This window comes from Saccharicrinis aurantiacus (genome assembly GCF_947489045.1).
Taxonomy (GTDB): Bacteria; Bacteroidota; Bacteroidia; order Bacteroidales; family Marinilabiliaceae; genus Saccharicrinis; species Saccharicrinis aurantiacus.
Window position 1 is genome coordinate 15,278 of sequence record NZ_CANLCN010000002.1, and the last position, 22,219, is coordinate 37,496.

At 35.0% G+C, this 22,219-nt stretch carries 19 protein-coding genes; 13 read left to right on the plus strand and 6 right to left on the minus strand.

Annotated elements, in window-relative coordinates; genetic code table 11:
• Positions 1–624 precede the first annotated feature (624 nt).
• Complete coding sequence (locus QMO11_RS03260) at positions 625–2,649, plus strand: transketolase family protein (protein ID WP_282036018.1); 2,025 nt, start codon at positions 625–627, stop codon at positions 2,647–2,649.
• 102 nt (positions 2,650–2,751) lie between these two features.
• Entirely contained in the window at positions 2,752–3,096 is a 345-nt protein-coding gene (locus tag QMO11_RS03265; RefSeq protein WP_282036019.1) for a hypothetical protein, read from the plus strand.
• A gap of 362 nt (positions 3,097–3,458) precedes the next feature.
• Here QMO11_RS03265 and QMO11_RS03270 read toward each other — a convergent pair whose 3' ends face one another.
• A complete protein-coding gene (locus tag QMO11_RS03270) occupies positions 3,459–3,806 on the minus strand; it encodes a carboxypeptidase-like regulatory domain-containing protein (RefSeq protein WP_075603400.1) in 348 nt (115 codons plus the stop codon).
• A 284-nt stretch (positions 3,807–4,090) separates the two neighbouring features.
• On the opposite strand from QMO11_RS03270, the gene QMO11_RS03275 reads away from it, so the two are divergent.
• Positions 4,091–4,783 (plus strand): ComF family protein, encoded by a 693-nt coding sequence (locus tag QMO11_RS03275; protein WP_282036020.1) that lies wholly within the window; start codon positions 4,091–4,093, stop codon positions 4,781–4,783.
• 4 nt (positions 4,784–4,787) lie between these two features.
• On the opposite strand, the gene QMO11_RS03280 is transcribed toward QMO11_RS03275, so the two are convergent.
• The 4 genes from QMO11_RS03280 to QMO11_RS03295 form a co-directional block, all read right to left on the minus strand.
• Positions 4,788–5,435: a porin family protein gene (locus tag QMO11_RS03280; RefSeq protein ID WP_282036021.1), complete on the minus strand. Its 648-nt coding sequence runs from the start codon at positions 5,433–5,435 to the stop codon at positions 4,788–4,790.
• Positions 5,436–5,450: 15 nt separating this feature from the next.
• On the minus strand, positions 5,451–6,125 hold the full coding sequence (locus QMO11_RS03285) for an SIR2 family NAD-dependent protein deacylase (protein ID WP_282036022.1): 675 nt from the start codon (positions 6,123–6,125) through the stop codon (positions 5,451–5,453).
• Between the two features lie 76 nt (positions 6,126–6,201).
• Positions 6,202–8,487, minus strand: coding sequence for a patatin-like phospholipase family protein (locus QMO11_RS03290; protein ID WP_282036023.1), 2,286 nt, complete (start codon positions 8,485–8,487; stop codon positions 6,202–6,204).
• A gap of 3 nt (positions 8,488–8,490) precedes the next feature.
• A complete protein-coding gene (locus QMO11_RS03295) occupies positions 8,491–9,228 on the minus strand; it encodes a TylF/MycF/NovP-related O-methyltransferase (protein ID WP_282036024.1) in 738 nt (245 codons plus the stop codon).
• Between the two features lie 123 nt (positions 9,229–9,351).
• On the opposite strand from QMO11_RS03295, the gene QMO11_RS03300 reads away from it, so the two are divergent.
• The 9 genes from QMO11_RS03300 (at position 9,352) to QMO11_RS03340 (ending at position 21,222) form a co-directional block, all read left to right on the plus strand.
• Positions 9,352–10,422 (plus strand): cupin domain-containing protein, encoded by a 1,071-nt coding sequence (locus QMO11_RS03300; RefSeq protein WP_282036025.1) that lies wholly within the window; start codon positions 9,352–9,354, stop codon positions 10,420–10,422.
• Positions 10,423–10,432: 10 nt separating this feature from the next.
• Entirely contained in the window at positions 10,433–11,608 is a 1,176-nt protein-coding gene (locus tag QMO11_RS03305) for a TlpA family protein disulfide reductase (protein ID WP_282036026.1), read from the plus strand.
• Positions 11,609–11,695: 87 nt separating this feature from the next.
• Positions 11,696–12,868 (plus strand): TlpA disulfide reductase family protein, encoded by a 1,173-nt coding sequence (locus QMO11_RS03310; protein ID WP_282036027.1) that lies wholly within the window; start codon positions 11,696–11,698, stop codon positions 12,866–12,868.
• Positions 12,869–12,902: 34 nt separating this feature from the next.
• On the plus strand, positions 12,903–13,670 hold the full coding sequence (locus tag QMO11_RS03315) for a UDP-2,3-diacylglucosamine diphosphatase (protein ID WP_282036028.1): 768 nt from the start codon (positions 12,903–12,905) through the stop codon (positions 13,668–13,670).
• A gap of 102 nt (positions 13,671–13,772) precedes the next feature.
• Positions 13,773–14,849: a 3-oxoacyl-ACP synthase III family protein gene (locus QMO11_RS03320; protein WP_282036029.1), complete on the plus strand. Its 1,077-nt coding sequence runs from the start codon at positions 13,773–13,775 to the stop codon at positions 14,847–14,849.
• A 534-nt stretch (positions 14,850–15,383) separates the two neighbouring features.
• Complete coding sequence (locus tag QMO11_RS03325) at positions 15,384–17,216, plus strand: DNA topoisomerase IV subunit B (RefSeq protein WP_282036030.1); 1,833 nt, start codon at positions 15,384–15,386, stop codon at positions 17,214–17,216.
• A 32-nt stretch (positions 17,217–17,248) separates the two neighbouring features.
• Positions 17,249–19,879: a DNA gyrase/topoisomerase IV subunit A gene (locus QMO11_RS03330; RefSeq protein WP_282036031.1), complete on the plus strand. Its 2,631-nt coding sequence runs from the start codon at positions 17,249–17,251 to the stop codon at positions 19,877–19,879.
• A gap of 31 nt (positions 19,880–19,910) precedes the next feature.
• The gene (locus tag QMO11_RS03335) at positions 19,911–20,708 is read left to right on the plus strand and encodes an ion transporter (protein WP_075603387.1); all 798 of its coding nucleotides are present in this window, start codon (positions 19,911–19,913) and stop codon (positions 20,706–20,708) included.
• A 4-nt stretch (positions 20,709–20,712) separates the two neighbouring features.
• A complete protein-coding gene (locus QMO11_RS03340) occupies positions 20,713–21,222 on the plus strand; it encodes a shikimate kinase (protein WP_282036032.1) in 510 nt (169 codons plus the stop codon).
• Here the strand turns inward: QMO11_RS03340 and QMO11_RS03345 are convergent.
• Complete coding sequence (locus QMO11_RS03345; protein WP_282036033.1) at positions 21,219–21,662, minus strand: Rieske (2Fe-2S) protein; 444 nt, start codon at positions 21,660–21,662, stop codon at positions 21,219–21,221. The two genes, QMO11_RS03340 and QMO11_RS03345, sit on opposite strands and share 4 nt — an antisense overlap.
• 114 nt (positions 21,663–21,776) lie before the next feature.
• Here QMO11_RS03345 and QMO11_RS03350 point away from each other — a divergent pair, with 114 nt between their 5' ends.
• Positions 21,777–22,217: a hypothetical protein gene (locus QMO11_RS03350; RefSeq protein WP_282036034.1), complete on the plus strand. Its 441-nt coding sequence runs from the start codon at positions 21,777–21,779 to the stop codon at positions 22,215–22,217.
• The last annotated feature ends 2 nt before the right edge of the window (positions 22,218–22,219 follow it).

A 22,219-nucleotide genomic window follows, 5' to 3' on the forward strand; every position in this document is an offset into this window, starting at 1 on the left:
ATTTTAGTAATGCTTTTAAACGCTATTTCGGAATGTCACCTAGTGAGATCGTCAATCATTAACAAAAAAAGGACCTGACGACGTTTCACCAGATCCTTTTAATAAACACTACTAACTACTACTTAACTACATTTATATATTGAAAATCAATACCTATTTTTGAGGACATCTTCATTGGTCCTTAGCGATTTATGTACTTATTAACAAACCCTAATACCGTAGACTTCATAAACTCAATAAGTACTCTCTCATATTCTACACTGCAAATATGTGGCATAAATTGTAGTTAGCACTTATTTAAAACTATCAGCCACTTATGAATTACTGTCAAAACGTTCTGTTCTTATATTTTTTTACAAATCCAGAAGACTCAATAATAGAAAATAGCATTTAATAAATAAGTTATTGTAGCTGTAACTGTTTTGCTTTACTTCGACTCTTATTACTAGAGAAGTAAGACAAATAATTATTCTAAACTATTATTTAAAAAAAGACCTCAATAATCTCATCTCAAGTTGTGTGTTTAAATACTTTAAACTTATCTTTGCAGCGTTTTTCATGAAGGATCATAGGGGTAAACTGCCAAGAGTGGAAAATTTTAAAAACAAAAATTTAATTAGAAAGATGAGTAACGTTACAGTTAACAGAGCAGCAGACAACATTAGACTATTATCTGCAGCAATGGTTGAAAAAGCAAAATCAGGTCACCCAGGGGGTGCAATGGGCGGAGCCGATTTTATCAACATTCTTTATTCTGAGTACCTTAACTATGATCCAAGCGATAGAAATTGGGTAAACAGAGATCGTTTCTTCCTTGATCCAGGTCACATGTCTCCAATGTTATATGCACAATTAGCATTAACAGGAACTTATAGCCTTGAAGAGGTAGCTAATTTCCGTCAGTGGGGAAGTCCTACACCAGGTCACCCTGAGGTTGATTTTGCAAGAGGTGTTGAGAACACTTCTGGTCCACTAGGACAAGGACACACTATGGCTGTTGGTGCTGCTATTGCTGAAAAATTCTTAAAAGAACGTTTTGGCGAGTGGATGTCTCACGATATTTATACTTTCATTTCTGATGGTGGTATTCAAGAAGAGATTTCACAAGGTGCTGGTCGTATTGCAGGTTTCTTAGGTTTAAATAACCTAGTAATGTTTTACGATTCTAACGATATTCAGTTATCAACAACTACTGAAGAAGTAACTACTGAAGATACTGCTAAAAAATACGAAGCTTGGGGATGGTCAGTAATGACTATTGACGGTAACAATGCCGACGAAATCCGCAAAGCTATGGATGCTGCCAAAGCTGAAACAGAAAAACCATTCCTTATTATTGGTAAAACAATTATGGGTAAAGGTGCTGTTAAAGCGGATGGATCATCATTCGAAAAGATGGTTTCTACACACGGTCAGCCTTTATCGGCTGCTGGTGCTTGTTTTGATAGCACAGTGAAAAACCTAGGTGGCGACGCTGCCAATCCTTTTGCTATTTTTGATGATGTTGCAGAAATGTACGCATCAGCGCAAGCTAAAAAAGCAGAATATGCTGCAGCTAAAAAAGCAGAGCAAGCAGAATGGGAAAAAGCAAATCCAGCTTTAGCTGCTAAGTTTGCTAAATTCTTCTCTGATGAGGCTCCTGAATTAGATTTTTCTGCTATTGAGCAAAAAGCAGGTGCTGCTACTCGTGCTGCTTCGGCAACTGTATTAGGTGCATTTGCTGAGCAAGTTGAAAACATGATTGTTTCTTCTGCCGATTTAGCAAACTCTGATAAAACAGATGGTTTCCTTAAAAAGACATCATCATTCAAAAAAGGAGATTTCTCTGGTCAATTCTTACAATCGGGTGTTGCCGAGCTTACTATGGCTTCAATTGCTAATGGTATGGCATTACACGGTGGTGTTATTCCAGTTGTAGGTACATTCTTTGTATTCTCTGACTACATGAAGCCTGCAATCCGTATTGCTGCTTTACAAGAGTTACCAGTAAAATATGTATGGACTCACGATGCATTCCGCGTTGGTGAAGATGGTCCTACACATCAGCCAATTGAGCAAGAAGCTCAAATTCGTTTGATGGAAAAAGTAAAAAATCACAAAGGTGAGAATTCTACTTTAGTATTACGTCCGGCTGATGTTGAAGAAACAACTGTTGCTTGGGAAATGGCATTGAAAAATACCAAAACACCAACAGCTTTAATTTTATCGCGTCAGAACATTAAGAACTTACCAAACAGTAACTACGAAACAGCTTTACAAGCTATAAAAGGAGCTTATATTGTTGAGAAAGCTGAAAATGCAGATGTTGTGTTAGTAGCTAGTGGTTCTGAGGTTGCTACTTTAGTTGATGGTGCTGCTAAGTTAAGAGCTGAAAAAGGCTTAAACGTACAAGTAGTTTCTGCTATCTCTGAAGGTGTGTTCCGTAACCAAGATAAAACTTACCAAGCAGAAGTATTACCTGTAGGTGTACCTCGTTTTGGTATGACTGCTGGTTTACCTGTTAACCTTGAAGGTTTAGTAGGTGAGAATGGTGCTGTTTGGGGATTAGACCACTTTGGTTATAGTGCTCCTTACACTGTATTAGATGAGAAATTCGGATTTACTGGCGAAAACGTATTCAACCAAGTGGTTGAATTATTAAAGAAGTAATTCTTAATTGAAGATATATTGCAAAGCCCGGCTATTTAGCTGGGCTTTGTTGTTTAAACCAATGTTAATTATTAAAAATGAAGATTATAAATGATCAAACGAATGATTAATTTCTTTTTTAAGTTCCTCAAATGGTTTGTTTTAGCATCTTCAATATTAATTATCTCATTGATAATTCATAACCAATATACAATTGAGCAGTATATACAAAAGAATAAACCAAGGTACAGCTTTCTAGATGATAAGAAGCGGAAATCATATATTCCATTTACAGTATATGATATATGGGGAATTATATCTGCAGAGAAAAAGAAAAGAGATTTACTACTCTGTGAGGAGCTATTTAAAAAACATGGATATCCTGACACTTGGTCTCCTAATAAGGATTCATATCTAATAAATATATACCTTACCTCGAAAGAAAGAAATGATTTATTAAAAAGGTGAATACTTCGCATTAATGATAATTAGATAAAACCTATGCTGGCGCGAGTTTGTAACTCGTGCTTTAAGCAATAAACTAGTACTAGCTTCCAGCTCATAATTACAGAATATTTTCAACTTTAATTATCCCAAAATTCATTAGCATCTTAGTTGTGTATAAAAATTTCCTTAGGCAAGGAATAAAAACTCCATCCGTATGCAATTTTAGTTTCTATAAAAACAACTTGATTGTGCTCTCATTATCGTGTAGAACCTCCAAGCTGAAATGCGTCATTAATCCTTTCAATATTTTGTGAGTTTACACCAAACAAAAATCCCCTGTATGAGCGGTCATACAGGGGATTTTTAATATATTTTATCAGCTTCTAGTGCGCTTGATCTAATTTAATATCCATCTTTTTTGAACTTGCATTTGCAACCTCAACTTTCGTTAAAGACTCTTCTTTATATGAAATTAAATGCGCTTTTACTTTGTATACACCATCTTTTACATTTGAAAAAGAATAGTTTCCATCAAAGTCAGTATATACTTTCTTTGAAGTACCTTCAAGTTCAACTTCAACTCCTGCAAGAAATTCTCCAGTTTCCTTATCCATTATTGAACCTGAGATAGTATTGGCAGCAACAGGGGCAGCGTCAACATTCTTTTCTCCTTTAAATGATGAAAGAACTAATACAGCTGCGAATAATGTTATTATTAAACTTGATTTCATTTTAGTATTGTTTTGTAGATTATTAACACTACAAACATATAACACTAATGTAAACTGTGTGTTAAAACCAGTTTACAAATAAGTTAAATCGTAAATCAATATCTCAAAAATGAAAAAAAAAGAGTTTTACGATTGAAACAACTACAAGTCTCTACCGATATTTATTCGAAGAAATATTAAACGAACTTTTAAATAACTTCCTATAATATCACTGAATTGCATCTCGCTATTAGCAATTGTTCTTTACAAAAATGTTTAGTATTTTCAACTCAAAGCCTTAACCCATGATGAAATTCTTAATAAGCTTCTTTGAACTATTCTTTCCAAACAATTGCGAATTATGCAGCAATTCACTGTATAAACACGAAAATTACATATGCGGCAAGTGTAAAAAGAAGTTACCTCGCACTTATTTTAACATGGTAAAAACAAACCCTGCTGAGCAATCGTTATGGGGCAGAATTGATATTGAACATGTGCATTGCTTCTTATTTTACGCTAAGGAGAATAGTACACAACAAATGTTACATACACTCAAATATAAAGGAGAAAAGGAGCTAGGAAAAGAACTGGCGCATATATTTGCCGATGAATTAGAAGAAACTCATTCGTTAAAAGGAGTTGATATTTTAATACCCGTTCCCTTACACCCTAAAAAACTTTTTAAACGCGGATACAACCAAAGCGAATGGATTGCAAAAGGAATACAGGAAAAAACCAATTTACCCATTGACAATACAACACTGATTAAAGCGCATAATACAGAGTCGCAAACACGAAAAAATAGGTTTAGCCGCTACTTATCATCCAAAGAAATGTTCTCTATAAACGATAAACATAAACTAAAGGGCAAACATATACTATTAATAGATGATGTATTAACCACAGGTGCAACAATTGAAGCATGCTATAATGCGCTAGCTAACACTGATGACATAAAAGTTAGTATCCTTACCTTGGCCTATTCTTCTAAATAAGTAACTAGTTAGATGCAAACAACTTCTCGAACTGATAGTGTAGCATAACAGAAACATTGTGGTTATACTGACCAAATTTATTACCCCAAATTGGATGTGGCTGCCAATCGTACTCACCCTCATAAGCTTTTCTTATGCGGGTTATTGAATAAGCCCATCTCACACTCGCGTATAAACGAGAATTTATCTGATAATTCACCCCAATGAGAGTAGCCCATTCATGATCTTCAAAAGGGTTTGCGTCAATCTCTCCATATTGATCTTCTTCCTTTGAACGTACTAGAACACCATAACTAACACCGGCATCAAAAGAAAATTTATTTAGATAATAACGGGCAAACAATGGTATTTCAATATAATCAAGTGATGCTTTATAAATTTCTGTTGAAGTGCCTAGAGAAGCAGTGTTTGGATCATTTTTAGCCCCCTTTTGGGTGTAAAGTATTTCGAACTGAGCCAACCAGTGCGGATTTATTTGTCGTGCAGCATACATTCCTAATGCGAAACCAGGCTTATTAAAACCTGCATAATTATCCCCGTCTATCTGACTAAACACGGCACCACCAAGTATTCCGGCTCTAAAATCTTGTGCGTTCAATTTCGCAAAACCTATACAAATAATAACTAGGACAACACATATAATTTTTTTCATAGATTTGATTTTAACTTATAAATACTTCAAAAGTTCTTCCATCCCTTTTGAGGCAATTTCGGATATATTAGTTACAGATTTATTTACGGTAGGTGAATTAGGATCGATTACAAATATTTTAGCCCCTGGTTTTACTAAATCAACCAATCCGGCTGCAGGATATACATTTAAGGATGTACCAATAACTACAAATATATCGGCACTTTGAACAATAGGAATGGCATTATCCATTTCTGGTACTGCCTCACCAAACCAGACAATATGCGGTCGAAGTTGACTCCCTTTTTCGCACAAATCTCCTTGTTTCAATTCCCAACCATCCAGTTGTTTTACCAAGCTTTCGTCTTTAGAACTTCTCACTTTCATTAACTCGCCATGCAGGTGCAACACATCCGTACTTCCAGCTCGCTCATGCAAGTCGTCTACATTCTGAGTTACAATCTTCACATCATAATCTGTTTCTAAAGAAGCAATCAAGCGATGACCATTATTAGGCTCACATTCTAGTAACTGCTTACGACGCTGATTGTAAAAATCGAGAACTAATTGCTGGTCTCTACTCCAGGCTTCAGGCGTTGCTACATCAGTTATTTCGTATTGTTCCCATAAACCACCCATATCCCTAAAGGTAGCCAAACCACTCTCAGCACTCATTCCTGCACCGGTAAAAAAAACAATCTGCTTCTTCATATATTATTAATTACTCATTTCAAAGATAGTATCCTTTGGCAAAACAAAACACTAAGCAATAAAATTAACTAGTTACTTAAAAAGGGAATCCTGCGGCAACGTACCATCGTGCGGCATTATGGAGCGTACTAATACCATACCCTACTTCAATGGGACCCAAAATAGACTCATAACTTACTTTAAGACCACCACCCCATAAAAATACTTTTCCTTCCACCGAACCTGCATCTGAATATAAACTAATATGAGGTTCGTTATAGGAATCGAGCATATTTACTACACCGTGAATATATAAACTAGGCAAAACATTATAGCGAATATCAGAAGACAATATTAAATATTGACTCGTCATTAATTCGCGAGGCATTAAGCCATAAAAGCTCACATCATTAGTACGTGTTATAGACCTTATACCCCCTACATAAGATAAATCTGAAAACGGTAAGGATGCAGATGACCAACCTGCTGAGCCACCAACAATCCAGTTAAACTTTTTACTCAAAGGCAGATGGCGTTTATATTCAAGAGAAGCTTTTACATAGTGGTTATAAGGAACATAATATATTTCATCCACCTCATGTTTCAGCGAATCGGGTCCTTTATACACTTCTGCAAAATCGAGAGGCATATCTACATTTAAGTTCAGGTAAGATCCTCTATTAGGCATAAACTGTTTGTCCAAAGTATTTTTATTATAACTTAAGTTTAATCCCCACCAACGATTCCCTACCTTATCCAAATCAGCAGAAATAATATCCAGTAATCCTTTCCCAAAATGTACTAAGTTTGTTCTATAAAAACCACCTACACTTAGAATTCCACTTGTTCCCGGAGACAAAAACATTCCTGCTCTCGCATCAAAGAAAGTATTAACGAAGTTGCCTATTTCGGTACCATTTTCATAATAAACGGGGACTTTAGTGTTTTCCCATCTTAGTTTTCCGTAGATACCATATCTTTGTTTTACTCCTATATAATCATAAAAATCAGTGGCTAACCTAGGATATTCTGAGATATCAACAGTAGTTTTAAAGTGAGATCCTTGCAATAATAAATTACGAAAAGAAGCACTTACTGTAGCGCCTGCCTTATGGTTATTATCGTAATGGATTCCAACACTAAGCTTTGACCTGTTTGACTCGGCAGGTTTTAAGGTTAAGGCATAACCAGTATCTAGCGGTGCTATTGAATAATCAACATTATCGATGTATCTAGTTCCAATTAAGCGGTGCAAGCCTTCATTTATTTCTTTTTTAGAGTAGCTTTTATCTTCTTCGAGCCCAAATTTACCATAAACAAACTTCTTGTCTAAGGTTTGTAAACTATCAAGCTTAATTTTAGATATGTATAATTTCTCAACTTTCTCATTTGACTGCACATCTACACTCGCATCTGTTTCAGGAAACTGATTTAAATAAACGGCTAATTCTTTAAGCTCATCAATCATTCTTCTTGCCCCTTGCTCTCCAAGGTCAATAATCTCAGGACCTGAAGTAAAACTGCCAGCAGTATATCCGGTTAAGGATGGGGTAATTAATATATCTGTTTCAGCCAAGGATCTATCGACCTCTTGACTACTACTAATCATGGCTGCTCCCATCATAATATCAGTAATAGTTCTAAAATCTTCGGCCTTCGGTTTATCTTCGAAACCAACATTTACTGAAATAATGATATCGGCACCTAGATCTTTACAAACACCAACAGGCAAGTTGTCTAATACGCCCCCGTCAACCAAAAGCATCGAGTCTATTCGAACCGGAGAAAAAACAGAGGGTATTGCCATACTCGCTCTCATGGCTGTTGACAGACTACCTGAATCAAAAACATGTGGTTTACCAGATATGAGATCTGATGAAACACAACGGAATGGAATAGGAAATTCATCGAAACTATCTAAATGAGCGACACGCCAGGTTAAATGATTCATTTCTTCGGCTATACCTTGCCCGCTTATTAGTCCATCAGGTAGCTTCGGCCCTGTTAATTCAAGTGGAAAGGTAAGTAAGAATCTATTATAATCGTGCTTCTCCACAGGAACTACCATACTAAGTGGTATTTTATCTGAAAGCATCTGATTCCAATCAATAACCCTTACTAAAGAATCGAGTTCATAGGCACTATATCCAATTGAATATAAACCACCCATTATACTTCCCATACTGGTTCCTGTGATATAATCAGGTTTAATTCCAACCTCTTCAAGAACCTTAAGAACACCTATATGAGCAATCCCTTTAGCTCCACCTCCACTTAAAACCAAACCCACTTTTGGTTTCGTTGTATAATGTGTGTTATCCTGTGCTTTCGAATAAGTCACAATCAGAAAAATAGCAACAATTAGGCATATCCTTTTCTTCATACTCTAGGTTTTATTTTTTACCAAAATCATTGATCCATACATATCATTTAAAGCAATAAATTGCTCAGGCACTTCTTTTTCAAATAAATCTACGGCTTTCTTTACACCTTCCCAATTATGATTGTAATCATGCACCAAAATCATTCCTCCAGCCACTAGTTTTGGATAAAAATATTTAAATCCATCATAAGTGGATTGAAACAAGTCAGCATCAAGATGCACAAAAGCATACGATTCATCATCTAAGTCGATTGCAGTATCTGGAAAGATTCCTTCTTTAACTATAATATTTTCATTTCCATTAATATAAGTAAGTACTTTCTCTTTACTTGTGTTAGAGAAGTTAACCGTTTGTGGACGAATGGTACCATCACAATCTTCTTTTATGACTTGCTTTGGAAACCCCGAGAAACTATCAAATAAATACAATTTCCTATCAGGAAAAATATTATGCATCAGCTTTGCTGTTTCTCCCTTAAAAACGCCTACTTCTGCTAAAGAACCAATAATATTGTTTTGTTCAATTTGACGTAGCTGAAACCAAAAAGAATGAAACCTATTCTTATCCTTAAAGCTTCGTTCTAATTTAATTACTTTTTTATTTACAACCTTATTCTTTACATCCTCAAGCCATTGCCACGGCTTAAATAACTTGTAAGTCCAATGACTCCAGAAGTAACTCAATGCCAAAAGCACAACTATATTAAAAATGATAATATTTAGCACTGCTAATAAATTCATATTAATGGTTTTATTGATTTAAATACTATTAATTAAAAGTTAATTCAAGATAATGGGGTATAGCTTAATCGTTAAAAGATTATTACTTACTTTTACCACCTAAATAGCAAATAAAACAAGTATATGTTAAATATTCTAATTGTTTACGCAGTAAAAGAGGAAAGAGTTAGCGTAAACATGCCTAATTGTAGTTTCAATTATTGTATTACAGGCGTTGGCAAAGTTTCGGCAGCCATTGCAGTTGAAAAAGCGATAGCTTGCTATAAACCCGATTTAGTTATAAACATAGGTACCTCGGGTACGCTTCATTATAAAATAGGCTCAGTTCATTTGTGCAAAACATTTGTGGATAGAGATATGGAAAAACTACAAGCTTTCGGCGTTCCTTGCAAAGAAGACTTTAGTGCTGAGTTAGATACAATTGGATTATTTGATAATTGGAAGTTTGATAGTACTTGCAATACTGGTGATGCATTTTTAACCGAAGCAGATGGCACTGGCGATGTTTTTGATATGGAATCATTTGCTGTAGCTAGAGTCTGTAAATCGCACAAACTACCTTTTATAGGAATTAAATGTGTTACAGATATTATTGGTGAGAACTCAATAAAACATTGGGAAGAAAAATTAGCAGAAGCACAAGCTATACTTCAAAAATACATTGATGATAATCCGATAGATGTTTCTTCAACATATATTGGTTACAGAACAGAGCAGATTATTAATAATCTTAATCTTAAAGCTCACCCTGAAGGTGGATGGTTTAGCGAAACCTATAGATCTGATATGCTACTTAAGCAAGAAGGATTACCAACAGCGTTTAATGGAGCCAGAAATGCGCTAACGTCAATCTATTATTTATTAGAAGGAAATCAATTTTCAGGCTTTCATAAAATTAAGTCTCCCGAAGTTTGGTATTTCCATCAAGGGCAGCCTATAATAATCCATACAATTAACTCAAAGGGAGATTATACTGCTGTAGAGGTGTCTGATACCGAAAATGGGGTATTACAATTCACGGTAGAACCCAACCTTTGGTTTGCGGCAACAATAAAAGGGAGTTTCGGATACAGCCTAGTAAGTTGTGCAGTAGCGCCGGGCTTTGATTTTAGCGATTTTGAAATGGCTTCTGAAGATGCTCTTATTAAGATTGCACCTCAACATACATCAATCATTAAACAACTTTGCAAATAGGTTAATAGTTATGCAAACCAAGTGGCATCAATTTATTTTATTCATCATTGTATCGTTTACTGTTATTTCGTGTAACGAGGTAGTTACTACCGAAACACCACTCTTACATGGGATTGTACAAAATCATCAGAATAGAATTATTAAACTTTATAATAATACGATTAAACCGGAATTAATTGATTCTTTTCAAATTGCAATTGATGGAACTTTTAGCATTGAAAAAGGTTTGATAAAAGATCCTGGCTTTTACTTTTTACAAGTAGATTCTGCAAATCATATCAATTTATTTCTAGAACCAAGCGATTATATTGAGCTTCGATTCAATACTGAAGACGTTGCTAAAACTGTAACCAGTATTAATTCGTCACTTCACAACGAATTATGGAGTATCGAATATAATGAAAAACTATTCGCTGAAGATATCGATTTAGTTACCAAAGAACTACACAATCACGTTGGAAAAATCCAAAATGACTCCATTTTAAAGAGAATCGAGAATAAAAAAGACAGCGTAATAAAAGTTTATCGATCGAAAACGGAGAAAATATTAGATAACTCTAATTCTTTAATCACTAAATATTGGGCACTGCAACAAAAACATGGAAATATATCTTTATACACTTTAGAAGATGATTTATTGCTGTTTTTTGAGAATGCAGAAGAACTGATCAGCGTTCCGTATTTAAAACCATTTTTTGATAAATACGATAAAGATATTTTGCAAATATATGCACTTAAACAAGCAAAAGAGCGTTATAGTGCAGGAGCAAAATATCCAAAAATAAAAGCCCAAACATATTGGGATGACCCATTTGATATTAACGATATAAATGGGAAACTAATTCACATTGTACTTTGGGATTATAAAAATAGTGCCAGCATTAATAAACTTGAAGAGATCAGAACTTTAATGCGAACCTATGGATACTCTGGCTTAAAAACATTAATGATAGCTTACAACACAGATAAGGAAGCTTGGAATAATGAAGTGAAAAAACTCAATATTCCATACTACCATTTAATAAATCAAAATGGAACAAAGGCGAACGAATTAAGAAATATGGGAGTACGATCACTACCTCAGAATTTTTTAGTAACTGATAAAGGAATCATCATTTTATGCGATAAATGGGGAACTGAACTACACATCACGGTAAAAGAATACCTAAACAAGCAAGTTCAATAACTTTTATATAGAAGCACTTGAAAAAATATTAATATATTTGACAAATTTTGAAAAAATAGAATCCGACAAAATAACACACTAAAAAATATGATGAATTTTCTTAAAGCCACTATAATATTCTCTTCTATCCTATTTTTATTCTCGTGCTCAAACAATAACACCTTCGTGATAGAGGGAAAAATAACTGATGCAGCTAATAAAACTATTTACCTAGAGGAATTAAACCTTGATGGAACATCAACAGTAGATTCTATTGAGATAAATAAAAAAGGACAATTTAAGTTCTCACTTCCTCGACTTGAATATCCATCATTCTTTTTGTTAAAGTTAGACGACAAAAATTTCATCACTTTATTAGGAGATACAACTGAAAACATCGGTATTGAGGCTGAAATGGATTCATTTGTGAGCGATTACTCGGTTAAGAATTCAATGGGATCATCGTATGTAAAAACCTTAAACCGAAAGTTAGATTTAACTACTAGTGGTTTAGATAGCCTATCAAACGTATATAATGCCACTGATAAAGATGATGTAGAGAAGAGAAAAGCGCTTATTGAAGATATTGAGAAACTAGTAACACAGCAAAAACAGTTTATTTATGATTTTGTAATGACTAATCCTCGTTCTTTTGCAAGTTATTACGCTATATTTCAACGCTTAAATGAAACCTCATTAATATTAAATCCTTATGACAAAAAGGATCAAAATATATTTTCAGCAGTTGCAACAAGCTTAGGTTTATTATATCCTGAGTCGCCAAGAGTAAAACAACTTACCAATTTTGTTTTAACCATTAAAAAGGAGCAAAGGGCAGCCGCTACGCAAGCAAAACTATTTAACGAAGCCCCACAAAACATACCAGACATTAACGAGAAAGATCTGGATGGAAAAGAACACCGTCTGTCTGACCTTAAAGGGAAAATGGTATTGGTGTCATTTTGGGCATCATGGGATGTAGAATCAAGAAAAGAGAATTTGCGTTTAAAAAAGATATACGATAAGTATAAATCCAAAGGTTTTGTGGTTTATCAAGTTTCACTTGATAGAAGTAAAATATTGTGGGAAGAAGCCATTGAAAAAGATGCTTTACCTTGGATAAACGTTAGTGATTTACAATACACTGCATCGCGCCCTGCTCGCACCTATAATATTCAACGCTTACCGGCAAACTATTTAATAAGCAAAGACCAAGAAATTATTGGAAAAGACTTATTTGGTAGAATTTTAGATGAGAAGCTGAACGAATTACTAAAATAAGCGTTACAATATCTGATTTGCAAGTAGAGGGAATATGACTGAAGTTAAAGAAGGGAAGAAAATATATTTTGCATCAGATGTACATTTAGGAGCGCCATCAATAAAGGATCCTAAAGCACACGAGAAAAGATTTGTAGAATGGCTCGATTCCATTAAGCACGATGTAGAAGAGCTATATTTACTTGGTGATATATTTGATTTCTGGCACGAGTACAAACATGTTGCCCCTAGAGGCTTTGTAAGAGTTCTTGCAAAAATATGTGAATTAACTGACGCCGGTATTCCGGTTCATTTCTTTACTGGCAACCATGATATTTGGGTTTATGATTACCTCCCATCAGAAACAGGGGTTATTGTGCACCGAGAGCCTTTAGTAAAAACCTTTGGAGACAAAAAGTTTTACTTAGCACATGGCGATGGATTAGGGCCTTACGACAAAACTTACAACATTTTAAAAAAAATGTTTGTTAATCCGTTTTGCCAGTGGCTTTTTGCACAATTACATCCTAACTTTGCCATAGGTTTTGCAAAACGATGGTCTACACATAGTAGAACTCAGAATGAAGAAGCCGCAAGTTTCGACTTTTTAGGTGAAGACAAAGAATGGTTGATGCTTTATGCCAACGAAATATTGAAAAAGGAACATTATGACTTTTTTATTTTTGGGCATCGTCATTTAGCGCTCGACCAAGCCTTTAACCAAAATAGTAGATTTATTTACCTGGGCGATTGGGTAAAATATTTCACCTATGGTGAGTGGGATGGAAAAACATTTGAATTAAAATATTACAAACAACAATAAAATAGACACTACCTAAATCCAGTTTCTATATTATTATATAAAATACAGATATAGCTTTCTAGCAAGAGCCATATCTTTTTAGTAAAATCGAAAAAGTTGACAATGAAAATTTATGCTGTTGCCACCGGAACGGGGTCATATATCCCACCTGTAGTGGTAAAAAACATGGATTTTACAAACCAAGAGTTCCTTAACGAGGATGGTAGTAAAATTGAAACACTCGGACAAGAGATTGTAGAAAAGTTTGAGCAAATTACTGATATTGCTGAACGCAGAGTAGCGGATAAAAACCACGTTACTTCTGATATTGCTGCCTTTGCTGGTGAAAAAGCCATTGAAAGTGCAAACTTCGATAGGGAGAAACTAGATTACATCATAGTTGCTCATAATCTTGGCGACGTTAAACACGGAAGTCAATTTCCTGATATATTACCCACATTAGCTTCAAGAGTAAAGAAAAAATTGGGGATAAAAAACCCAAAGTGTGTCGCATATGATATCACTTTTGGTTGCCCAGGCTGGACTCAAGCAATGGTACAGGCTAACTACTACATTAAATCGGGCGATGCACAAAGTGCCCTAGTAATAGGAGCCGATACACTTACGCGCATGATGGATCCACACGATAGAGATTCAATGATATTTGCTGATGGAGCAGGAGCTGCATTACTTGAAGCAGTTGAAAGCGAAGAACCTGTTGGAATTCTTAAGCACGTAACCAGAACTGACACTGAAGAACACATTGACCTTTTACAGATGAATGAATCTTACAATCCTGAGTTGAAGAGCGATCATCTATACCTAAAAATGTTTGGTCGTCGTTTATACAACTATGCACTTACAACAGTTCCACAGCTTGCAAAAGAGTGTTTAGATGCTAACAATATGACATTAACTGATGTAAACAAAGTGCTTATACATCAAGCTAATGCTAAAATGGACGAAGCCATTCTTAAGCGTATTTATCGTTTGTATGGCGAGCGCAATATCGACCATAGCATTATGCCTATGACCATTAAATCACTAGGTAATTCATCAGTAGCAACTGTTCCAACTTTATTTGATCTTATTTGTAGAGGCGAAATTGAAGGACAAGAGTTAAAGAGCGGCGACAATGTTATGATGACTTCTGTAGGAGCCGGCATGAATATCAATGCATACATGTACAAAATGCCCTAAGGCATAACTTAAAATATATCAAAAGGATGTTATTAATTTAGCATCCTTTTGTTGTTTTTATACGTTCCACCTTTTTAGTAAAAGACAAGCTAAAAGTACTTTTTCATGACAGTATGACTCTTTTTCATGACAACATGCGGGTTTTACACCACATTATGTGTATTTAGTAGCTCATTATGATACTCTCACACCCCATTATAAGGCTTTTATAGGTCAATATGCTACTCTAGTAAGCCATTATGCATCTCAAGCACGTTGTTATATTAATTAAGAACACAATTAGGGCATTTTAGAGCTCCAAATTATGTATAACAACAGAGTATTTTGCTCAGAAAACTTAATAATATTGGTACAATAAAACAACTTGTTAACATAGCTTGAATCCCTGAAAAATTAAGGCTTTCAGAAGTACCTAACACTACATGTTGAAAAAAGAATTACCAATCATTCGCCCCTTTTACTATATTTGGGGGAATTTTTATCCATCACTTCGGATAAATGTTCCTCAAACTCAATTAGCAAAAGTACTTTAATATGTCTCAACAATATTCTGAAGATGCGATTAGAACGCTCGATTGGAAAGAACACATCCGACGAAGACCAGGAATGTACATTGGTAAACTTGGCGATGGTTCCTACCCCGATGATGGTATTTATGTATTACTAAAAGAAGTAATGGATAACTCCATCGATGAATATATGATGGGCTTTGGAAAAAAAATTGAAGTCACCGTAGCTGAAGGAGAAGTTGTAATCCGAGATTATGGTAGAGGTATTCCACTAGGTAAGGTTATTGATGTAGCCTCAAAAATGAATACTGGTGCCAAGTATGACTCTAAGGTTTTTAAAAAATCTGTTGGTCTTAATGGTGTTGGTATTAAAGCGGTAAATGCACTTTCTACAATATTTACAGTTATAGCCTACCGTGAAGGAGAATGCAAGAAAGTAGTATTCAGTGGTGGTAATATAATTGAAGAATTTGATGTTGAACCAACAAACGAAGAAAATGGTACATTCGTATCGTTTAAACCAGATACCACAATATTCGGAAGTTACAACTATCGCGAAGAGTATATAGAGCCTTTATTACGTAACTACACTTATTTAAATACGGGCTTGGCCATACATTTTAATGGCAATGTTTTTAAATCGAAAAATGGTTTAGTCGATTTATTAAATGAAAACATGACTTCGCCAGGTATCTACCCTATCATCCACCTTAAAGGTGAAGATTTTGAGGTAGCCATGACACATGGTAACCAATATGGCGAGGAGTATTACACCTTTGTAAACGGACAACATACCACACAAGGTGGAACACACCAAATTGCTTACCGCGAGGCTTTGGTTAAAACCATAAGAGAATTTTACAATAAAAACTTCGATGTTTCTGATATCAGAACAGGAGTTATTGCAGCCATCAGTATAAAAATTGAAGAGCCTGTTTTTGAATCTCAAACAAAAACTAAATTAGGTTCTAAGGATATGGGTCCTAATGGTCCTTCGGTTCGTAATTATGTTGTAGATTTTGTAAAAACAGAACTCGATAATTACCTACATAGAAATACAACAACGGCCGATCTTTTAATGAAAAAGATTTTGGAGTCGGAGAAAGAGCGTAAAGCAATATCAGGCATCCAAAAGCTGGCACGTGAAAGAGCTAAAAAGGTTAGCCTGCACAATAAAAAATTGCGCGATTGTAAAATTCACTATAGTACACAGAAAGAAGGAAATCTCGACTCATCAATATTTATAACCGAGGGAGATTCGGCCAGTGGTTCCATTACAAAAGCTCGCGATGTTAAAACACAAGCCGTATTTAGTTTACGCGGTAAGCCATTAAATTCATTTGGCTTAACACGTAAGGTAGTCTACGAAAACGAAGAATTTAATCTATTGCAAGCTGCACTGAATATCGAAGAAGGCTTAGATACGCTTCGTTACAACCATGTAATTATAAGTACCGATGCCGATGTGGATGGAATGCACATTAGGTTATTGCTATTAACCTTCTTCCTACAATTCTTCCCCGAATTGGTAAAACAAGGTCATGTTTACATTTTACAAACTCCTTTATTTAGGGTTCGTAATAAAAAGAAAACCTTTTATTGCTACTCAGAAGAAGAACGTATTTCAGCTATGAAAAAAGTTGGTGCAAGTCCTGAAATAACTCGATTTAAAGGTTTGGGTGAAATTAGTCCTGATGAGTTTAAGAACTTTATTGGTAAAGATATTAGACTTGAGCAAGTTCGCTTACGAAAAGGGGATAGCATTAAAGATCTACTCACATTCTATATGGGTAAAAATACTCCCGACCGCCAAAACTTTATTATCGATAACCTCGTAGTTGAGGAAGACATTGCCTAGATCACACAATCCTTAAAAATGCATTTGTAAGCATGAGCGACGAACACACAACACCGAATAACGAAGAATTAGAGAATATAAATAACGAAGGTAACAACGAAGCCAGTGAACAAAACGAACTGGCTACTAGTGATACTAAAATAACGCACCTTGGCGGAATGTATCAAGAGTGGTTTTTAGATTATGCTTCGTATGTAATCCTCGAAAGAGCCGTACCGCACATTAACGATGGTTTAAAACCCGTACAACGCCGTATTCTTCACGCCATGCGCCGAATGGATGATGGCAGGTATAATAAAGTGGCCAATATTATTGGGTTTACCATGCAGTTTCACCCTCACGGGGATGCTTCAATTGGTGATGCTTTGGTACAACTCGGACAAAAAGATTTATTAATTGATACCCAAGGTAATTGGGGTAATGTTGCCACAGGAGATGGAGCTGCTGCACCTCGATATATTGAGGCCCGATTAACAAAATTTGCGCAAGAGGTGGTCTTCAATCCGAAAACTACCAATTGGAAATTAAGTTACGATGGTAGAAATAAGGAACCTATCACACTTCCGGTAAAATTCCCATTATTATTAACACAAGGGGTTGAAGGTATTGCTGTAGGTTTAGCCTCAAAGATATTACCTCACAACTTTAATGAGCTAATTGATGCAAGTATAGCCTACCTTCAGGACAAGCCTTTCGAGATCTTTCCTGATTTCGCTACTGGCGGGATGATTGATGTATCTCGTTACAACGATGGAGCAAGAGGTGGTGCCGTTAAAGTGCGTGCAAAGATTATTAAGGAAGACAACAAAACCTTAAATATTTGCGATATTCCTTTCGGGAAGAATACCTCTAGCCTTATAGAATCTATCATCAAGGCCAACGATAAGGGAAAAATTAAGATTAAAAAGATAGATGACAATACCTCTGATAAAGTTGAGATATTGATTCATCTTCCAAATAATGTATCAACAGATAAAACGATAGATGCGCTTTATGCGTTTACCGATTGCGAAATATCTATATCGCCAAACTGTTGTTTAATTGAAGATAACAAACCTAAATTTGTAGGCGTTTCTTCAGTTCTAAGACAAAATACCGACCATACAGTAGAGCTTCTAACACGTGAATTAGAAATAAGATTGTCAGAGCTAGAAGAAGCCTGGCACAAATCTTCATTGGAAAAGATTTTCATTGAAGAGCGCATGTATAAAGAAGCTGGCTACGAAAATTCTGAGAGTAAAGATGAAGCTATTGACTTCTTAGACAAATGCTTTGAACCTTGGAAACCAAAATTCAGAAGAGAAATTAACAGAGATGACTTAACAGCCCTATTTGAAATTAAAATGGGCAGAATATTAAAGTTCAACTCTGATAAAGCAAACGATTATATCAAAGGTTTAGATGATGAGATGGTTGAAGTGAAAAACCACCTTGAAAACATCATCCCTTATACCATAGCTTACTACAAGCATATTAAAAAAACCTTCGGAAAAGATCATCCTAGAATGACTGAAATCCGAAGTTTTGAAAATATTGAAGCTAGCAAAGTAGTTGTTAAAAACGAGAAGTTATTCATCAATCGCGATGAAGGTTTCATGGGAACATCGCTACGTAAAGATGAATTTGTTTGCGATTGTTCTGATATTGACGATATTATTTTGTTTTACAAAGATGGGCGCTACCTAATCACTAAAGTATCTGATAAAGCTTTTGTTGGTAAGGGAATTATGCACCTCGCAGTATTCAAAAAATCAGATACACGTACCATTTACAACGTGGCTTATCGCGATGGTAAAAAAGGTACAACCTATGTAAAACGTTTTGCTGTAACAGGTATAACGCGCGATAAGGAGTATAATGTAACTAAAGGAACTGTTGGTTCTGATGTATTATACTTTAGCGCCAACCCAAATGGAGAGGCCGAAGTACTTAAAGTAATTCTTCGCCCTAAGGCTAGAGTAAGAAACCTAGTTTTTGACTACGACATGGCTGAACTTGCCATTAAAGGAAGAGGTGCCATGGGTAACATTCTTTCAAAATATGAAGTTCAGAAAGTAGCGCTTCGTAAAAAAGGTGTATCCACTTTAGGTGGAAGAAAAATTTGGTTCGATAAAGATGTATTGCGATTAAACTCTGATAGCAGAGGTGATTATTTGGGCGAGTTCCATGCAGATGATTCTATTTTAGTAATCACAAAATCAGGCGAATTTTACCATACTAGTTTTGATTTAACCAATCATTACGAAGACGATATTCATATTATTGAGAAGTTTAATCCCGATAAAGTTTGGTCTGTTGCATTCTACGATGGCGACCAAAAATACTTTTACATCAAGCGATTCCAACTCGAAGCTTCTAATAAAAAACAGAGTTTTATAGGAGAGCATGCTAAATCGTACCTAGTTAGAATTACTGAGGTAGATTACCCTCGCTTAGAAGTAAAATTTGGAGGTGACGATAAGGAACGTGAAAATGTAATTGTTGAAGTAGACGAATTTATTGGCGTAAAAAGCTTTAAAGCTCGTGGTAAGCGTTTATCGACTTATCAAGTTTCAAAAATTAACGAGCTAGAACCTATAAGGCAAAAGGAAGTAGAGCCAGAGCCAGAAAAACCTACACAAGAAGATGACGAAGATCAAATGAATTTATTCGAACAACAATAAATTATAATTACCGAATTGATTACTATAGGAGATGGGAAAAAAGCTGTTTTTAAATGATAAGTTTATATTATCTCTAATCCTAATCAATTCGGTAGTTCTAGTTATTGGTGGTTATCTACCCGTAAACGAAGAAAATTTTATATATGGCCTTGTTGATAATTCCATTACAGTTCTTTTTATTATTGAGTTATTAATAAAGGTTCGTGAATATGGTTTTACCAATTACTTTAAATCTAATTGGAACAGGTTCGACTTTGTTTTAGTGCTTCTTTCAGTACCTGCACTTATTACTTTCGCATTTAATTTAAGCTTTGTTGATTTTAGTTTCCTATTAGTATTCAGAATACTGCGGGTTTTTAAGGCGTTCCGGTTTTTCAAATTTATACCTGATGTTAATAACCTAGTACAAGGTATTCAGCGTGCTTTAAAAGCTTCTGTTTTTGTTTTAATAGGTTTTGTTATCTACATTTTTATCATCGGAATTTTATCATTCTATATTTTTCATCAAAGTGGATCGCCTTATTTTAAAGATCCAATAATATCGCTCTATTCAATATTTAAAATATTTACCGTTGAGGGATGGTTTGAGATTCCTGAAGATATCACCGAGAATTTCTCAGAAGTTAAAGCTTTCTTTACCTACTTATATTTTATCTTTATCGTATTAACAGGTGGTATATTTGGCTTGTCGTTAGTGAATTCAATATTTGTTGATTCTATGGTTAGTGATAACAACGATGAGCTTGAGTTAAAGATAGATCAACTTGAAGGTAAAGTATCTGATGTACTCGATGAATTAAAGAAGCTAAATAAACACAACAACCAATAGAGCAATGACACAAAGAGTTTATTTAATAGGATATATGGGAAGTGGTAAATCTACTATGGGTAGATGGATTGCAGAGGCAATGAATTGGAACTTTATCGACCTTGACCATTATATCGAAAATAAATACCATAAAACGATTCCTCAGATATTTGAAGAAGATGGAGAAACTCATTTCCGTAAAATAGAATCTATCTGTTTAAAAGAAGTAAGTGACATTGAAAATATAATTATTGGTGCAGGAGGTGGCACACCATGTTTTTTCGATAATATGGAATTAATGAATCAAACAGGCCTAAGTATTTACTTACATTTAACTCCTCAGGTGGTATTTGATAGATTAATGACTTCGAAAAATAAACGCCCTTTAATAGAAGGCAAATCCGGAGAAGAATTACTGCAGTTTATTAGCGAAAAATTAGAAGAACGAGAGCTATACTACAATAAAGCCCAAGTAATAGCAGAAGGTGCTACTTGGACTGTAGAAGATTTCTTAAAAGTTATTCAGGGGGCTTAGTTGGCAATAATTAAATGATTACCATCTATTTCTGCTCTATAAGGCTTCAATGCAAATTTTGATGGCCCTTCTAGTAATGAACCATATTGAGTCATTACAGAATACGTTGATCCACACGTAGGACACTTATAATTATCATCATCTTGCTTTTGCACTAAACTAGTGCCCGATTTTTCGTAAGGACACATCAGATCAAAGGCATAAACAATTCCGGCACCAACTTTATATACAGCAACTCCATAATGCCCTATTGAGAACCCATTTCTATCGCGTCGAATAATCTGAGGATTTTGTTGGTTGTAATTAGGATCAGTTTCAAAATTCAATACTTCGGCATGAAATCTAACATTAGGTATAATGTCCTCACTATCTTTAACACATCCGCTTAAAGTAGTAAATAAGAGTAATATAAAAAGTGGTAATTTAATTTGTTGTATCATTTGTGATATTGCTTTATCGATGCGCCTACAAAAATCTAAAAAAAATCAAAACATATACGTTATCAACAGATAATTTTTAACTTTATTGCTCGTTTTAAAACGGAATAGTAATTTATGGATGATTTAGGAACAATATTATATTTGGTTTTCGCAGTTTTAGCTGCTGTTTTTAGTATGATTAAGAAAAATAATCAGCGCAAGAAAACCATCTCACCAACTCCTTCGGCAGAGCCTGATTCGGGGAGCGTTCTTGATGATTTACTACCGGAGTTTAAAAAGCTATTTGATGAGCCACGAATAGAGCCCACTCCTGTTGAGAATTTCGAACCAGATCCTGAATTATTCAAGAAACCGGAACCAAAACCTAGGGAAATTACTATTGAAGAAAAGAAAAGGCAATTAGATAGAATATCAACATTAGATACCAAAGCAAAGGCAACCAATAAAACCAAACAACAAAAGCCAATCGAAGTTGAAGACGAAACTGAGGAAAATTGGTTTAATGCGCGCCAAGCAATAATCTACTCAGAAATACTGAAACGCCCCGAATACTAAGC

Coding starts and splice junctions, on each gene's coding strand:
- QMO11_RS03260 (WP_282036018.1), top strand. CDS start 625: ATGAGTAACGTTACAGTTAACAGAGCAGCAGACAACATTAGACTATTA.
- QMO11_RS03265 (WP_282036019.1), top strand. CDS start 2,752: ATGATTAATTTCTTTTTTAAGTTCCTCAAATGGTTTGTTTTAGCATCT.
- QMO11_RS03270 (WP_075603400.1), bottom strand. CDS start 3,806: ATGAAATCAAGTTTAATAATAACATTATTCGCAGCTGTATTAGTTCTT.
- QMO11_RS03275 (WP_282036020.1), top strand. CDS start 4,091: ATGATGAAATTCTTAATAAGCTTCTTTGAACTATTCTTTCCAAACAAT.
- QMO11_RS03280 (WP_282036021.1), bottom strand. CDS start 5,435: ATGAAAAAAATTATATGTGTTGTCCTAGTTATTATTTGTATAGGTTTT.
- QMO11_RS03285 (WP_282036022.1), bottom strand. CDS start 6,125: ATGAAGAAGCAGATTGTTTTTTTTACCGGTGCAGGAATGAGTGCTGAG.
- QMO11_RS03290 (WP_282036023.1), bottom strand. CDS start 8,487: ATGAAGAAAAGGATATGCCTAATTGTTGCTATTTTTCTGATTGTGACT.
- QMO11_RS03295 (WP_282036024.1), bottom strand. CDS start 9,228: ATGAATTTATTAGCAGTGCTAAATATTATCATTTTTAATATAGTTGTG.
- QMO11_RS03300 (WP_282036025.1), top strand. CDS start 9,352: ATGTTAAATATTCTAATTGTTTACGCAGTAAAAGAGGAAAGAGTTAGC.
- QMO11_RS03305 (WP_282036026.1), top strand. CDS start 10,433: ATGCAAACCAAGTGGCATCAATTTATTTTATTCATCATTGTATCGTTT.
- QMO11_RS03310 (WP_282036027.1), top strand. CDS start 11,696: ATGATGAATTTTCTTAAAGCCACTATAATATTCTCTTCTATCCTATTT.
- QMO11_RS03315 (WP_282036028.1), top strand. CDS start 12,903: ATGACTGAAGTTAAAGAAGGGAAGAAAATATATTTTGCATCAGATGTA.
- QMO11_RS03320 (WP_282036029.1), top strand. CDS start 13,773: ATGAAAATTTATGCTGTTGCCACCGGAACGGGGTCATATATCCCACCT.
- QMO11_RS03325 (WP_282036030.1), top strand. CDS start 15,384: ATGTCTCAACAATATTCTGAAGATGCGATTAGAACGCTCGATTGGAAA.
- QMO11_RS03330 (WP_282036031.1), top strand. CDS start 17,249: ATGAGCGACGAACACACAACACCGAATAACGAAGAATTAGAGAATATA.
- QMO11_RS03335 (WP_075603387.1), top strand. CDS start 19,911: ATGGGAAAAAAGCTGTTTTTAAATGATAAGTTTATATTATCTCTAATC.
- QMO11_RS03340 (WP_282036032.1), top strand. CDS start 20,713: ATGACACAAAGAGTTTATTTAATAGGATATATGGGAAGTGGTAAATCT.
- QMO11_RS03345 (WP_282036033.1), bottom strand. CDS start 21,662: ATGATACAACAAATTAAATTACCACTTTTTATATTACTCTTATTTACT.
- QMO11_RS03350 (WP_282036034.1), top strand. CDS start 21,777: ATGGATGATTTAGGAACAATATTATATTTGGTTTTCGCAGTTTTAGCT.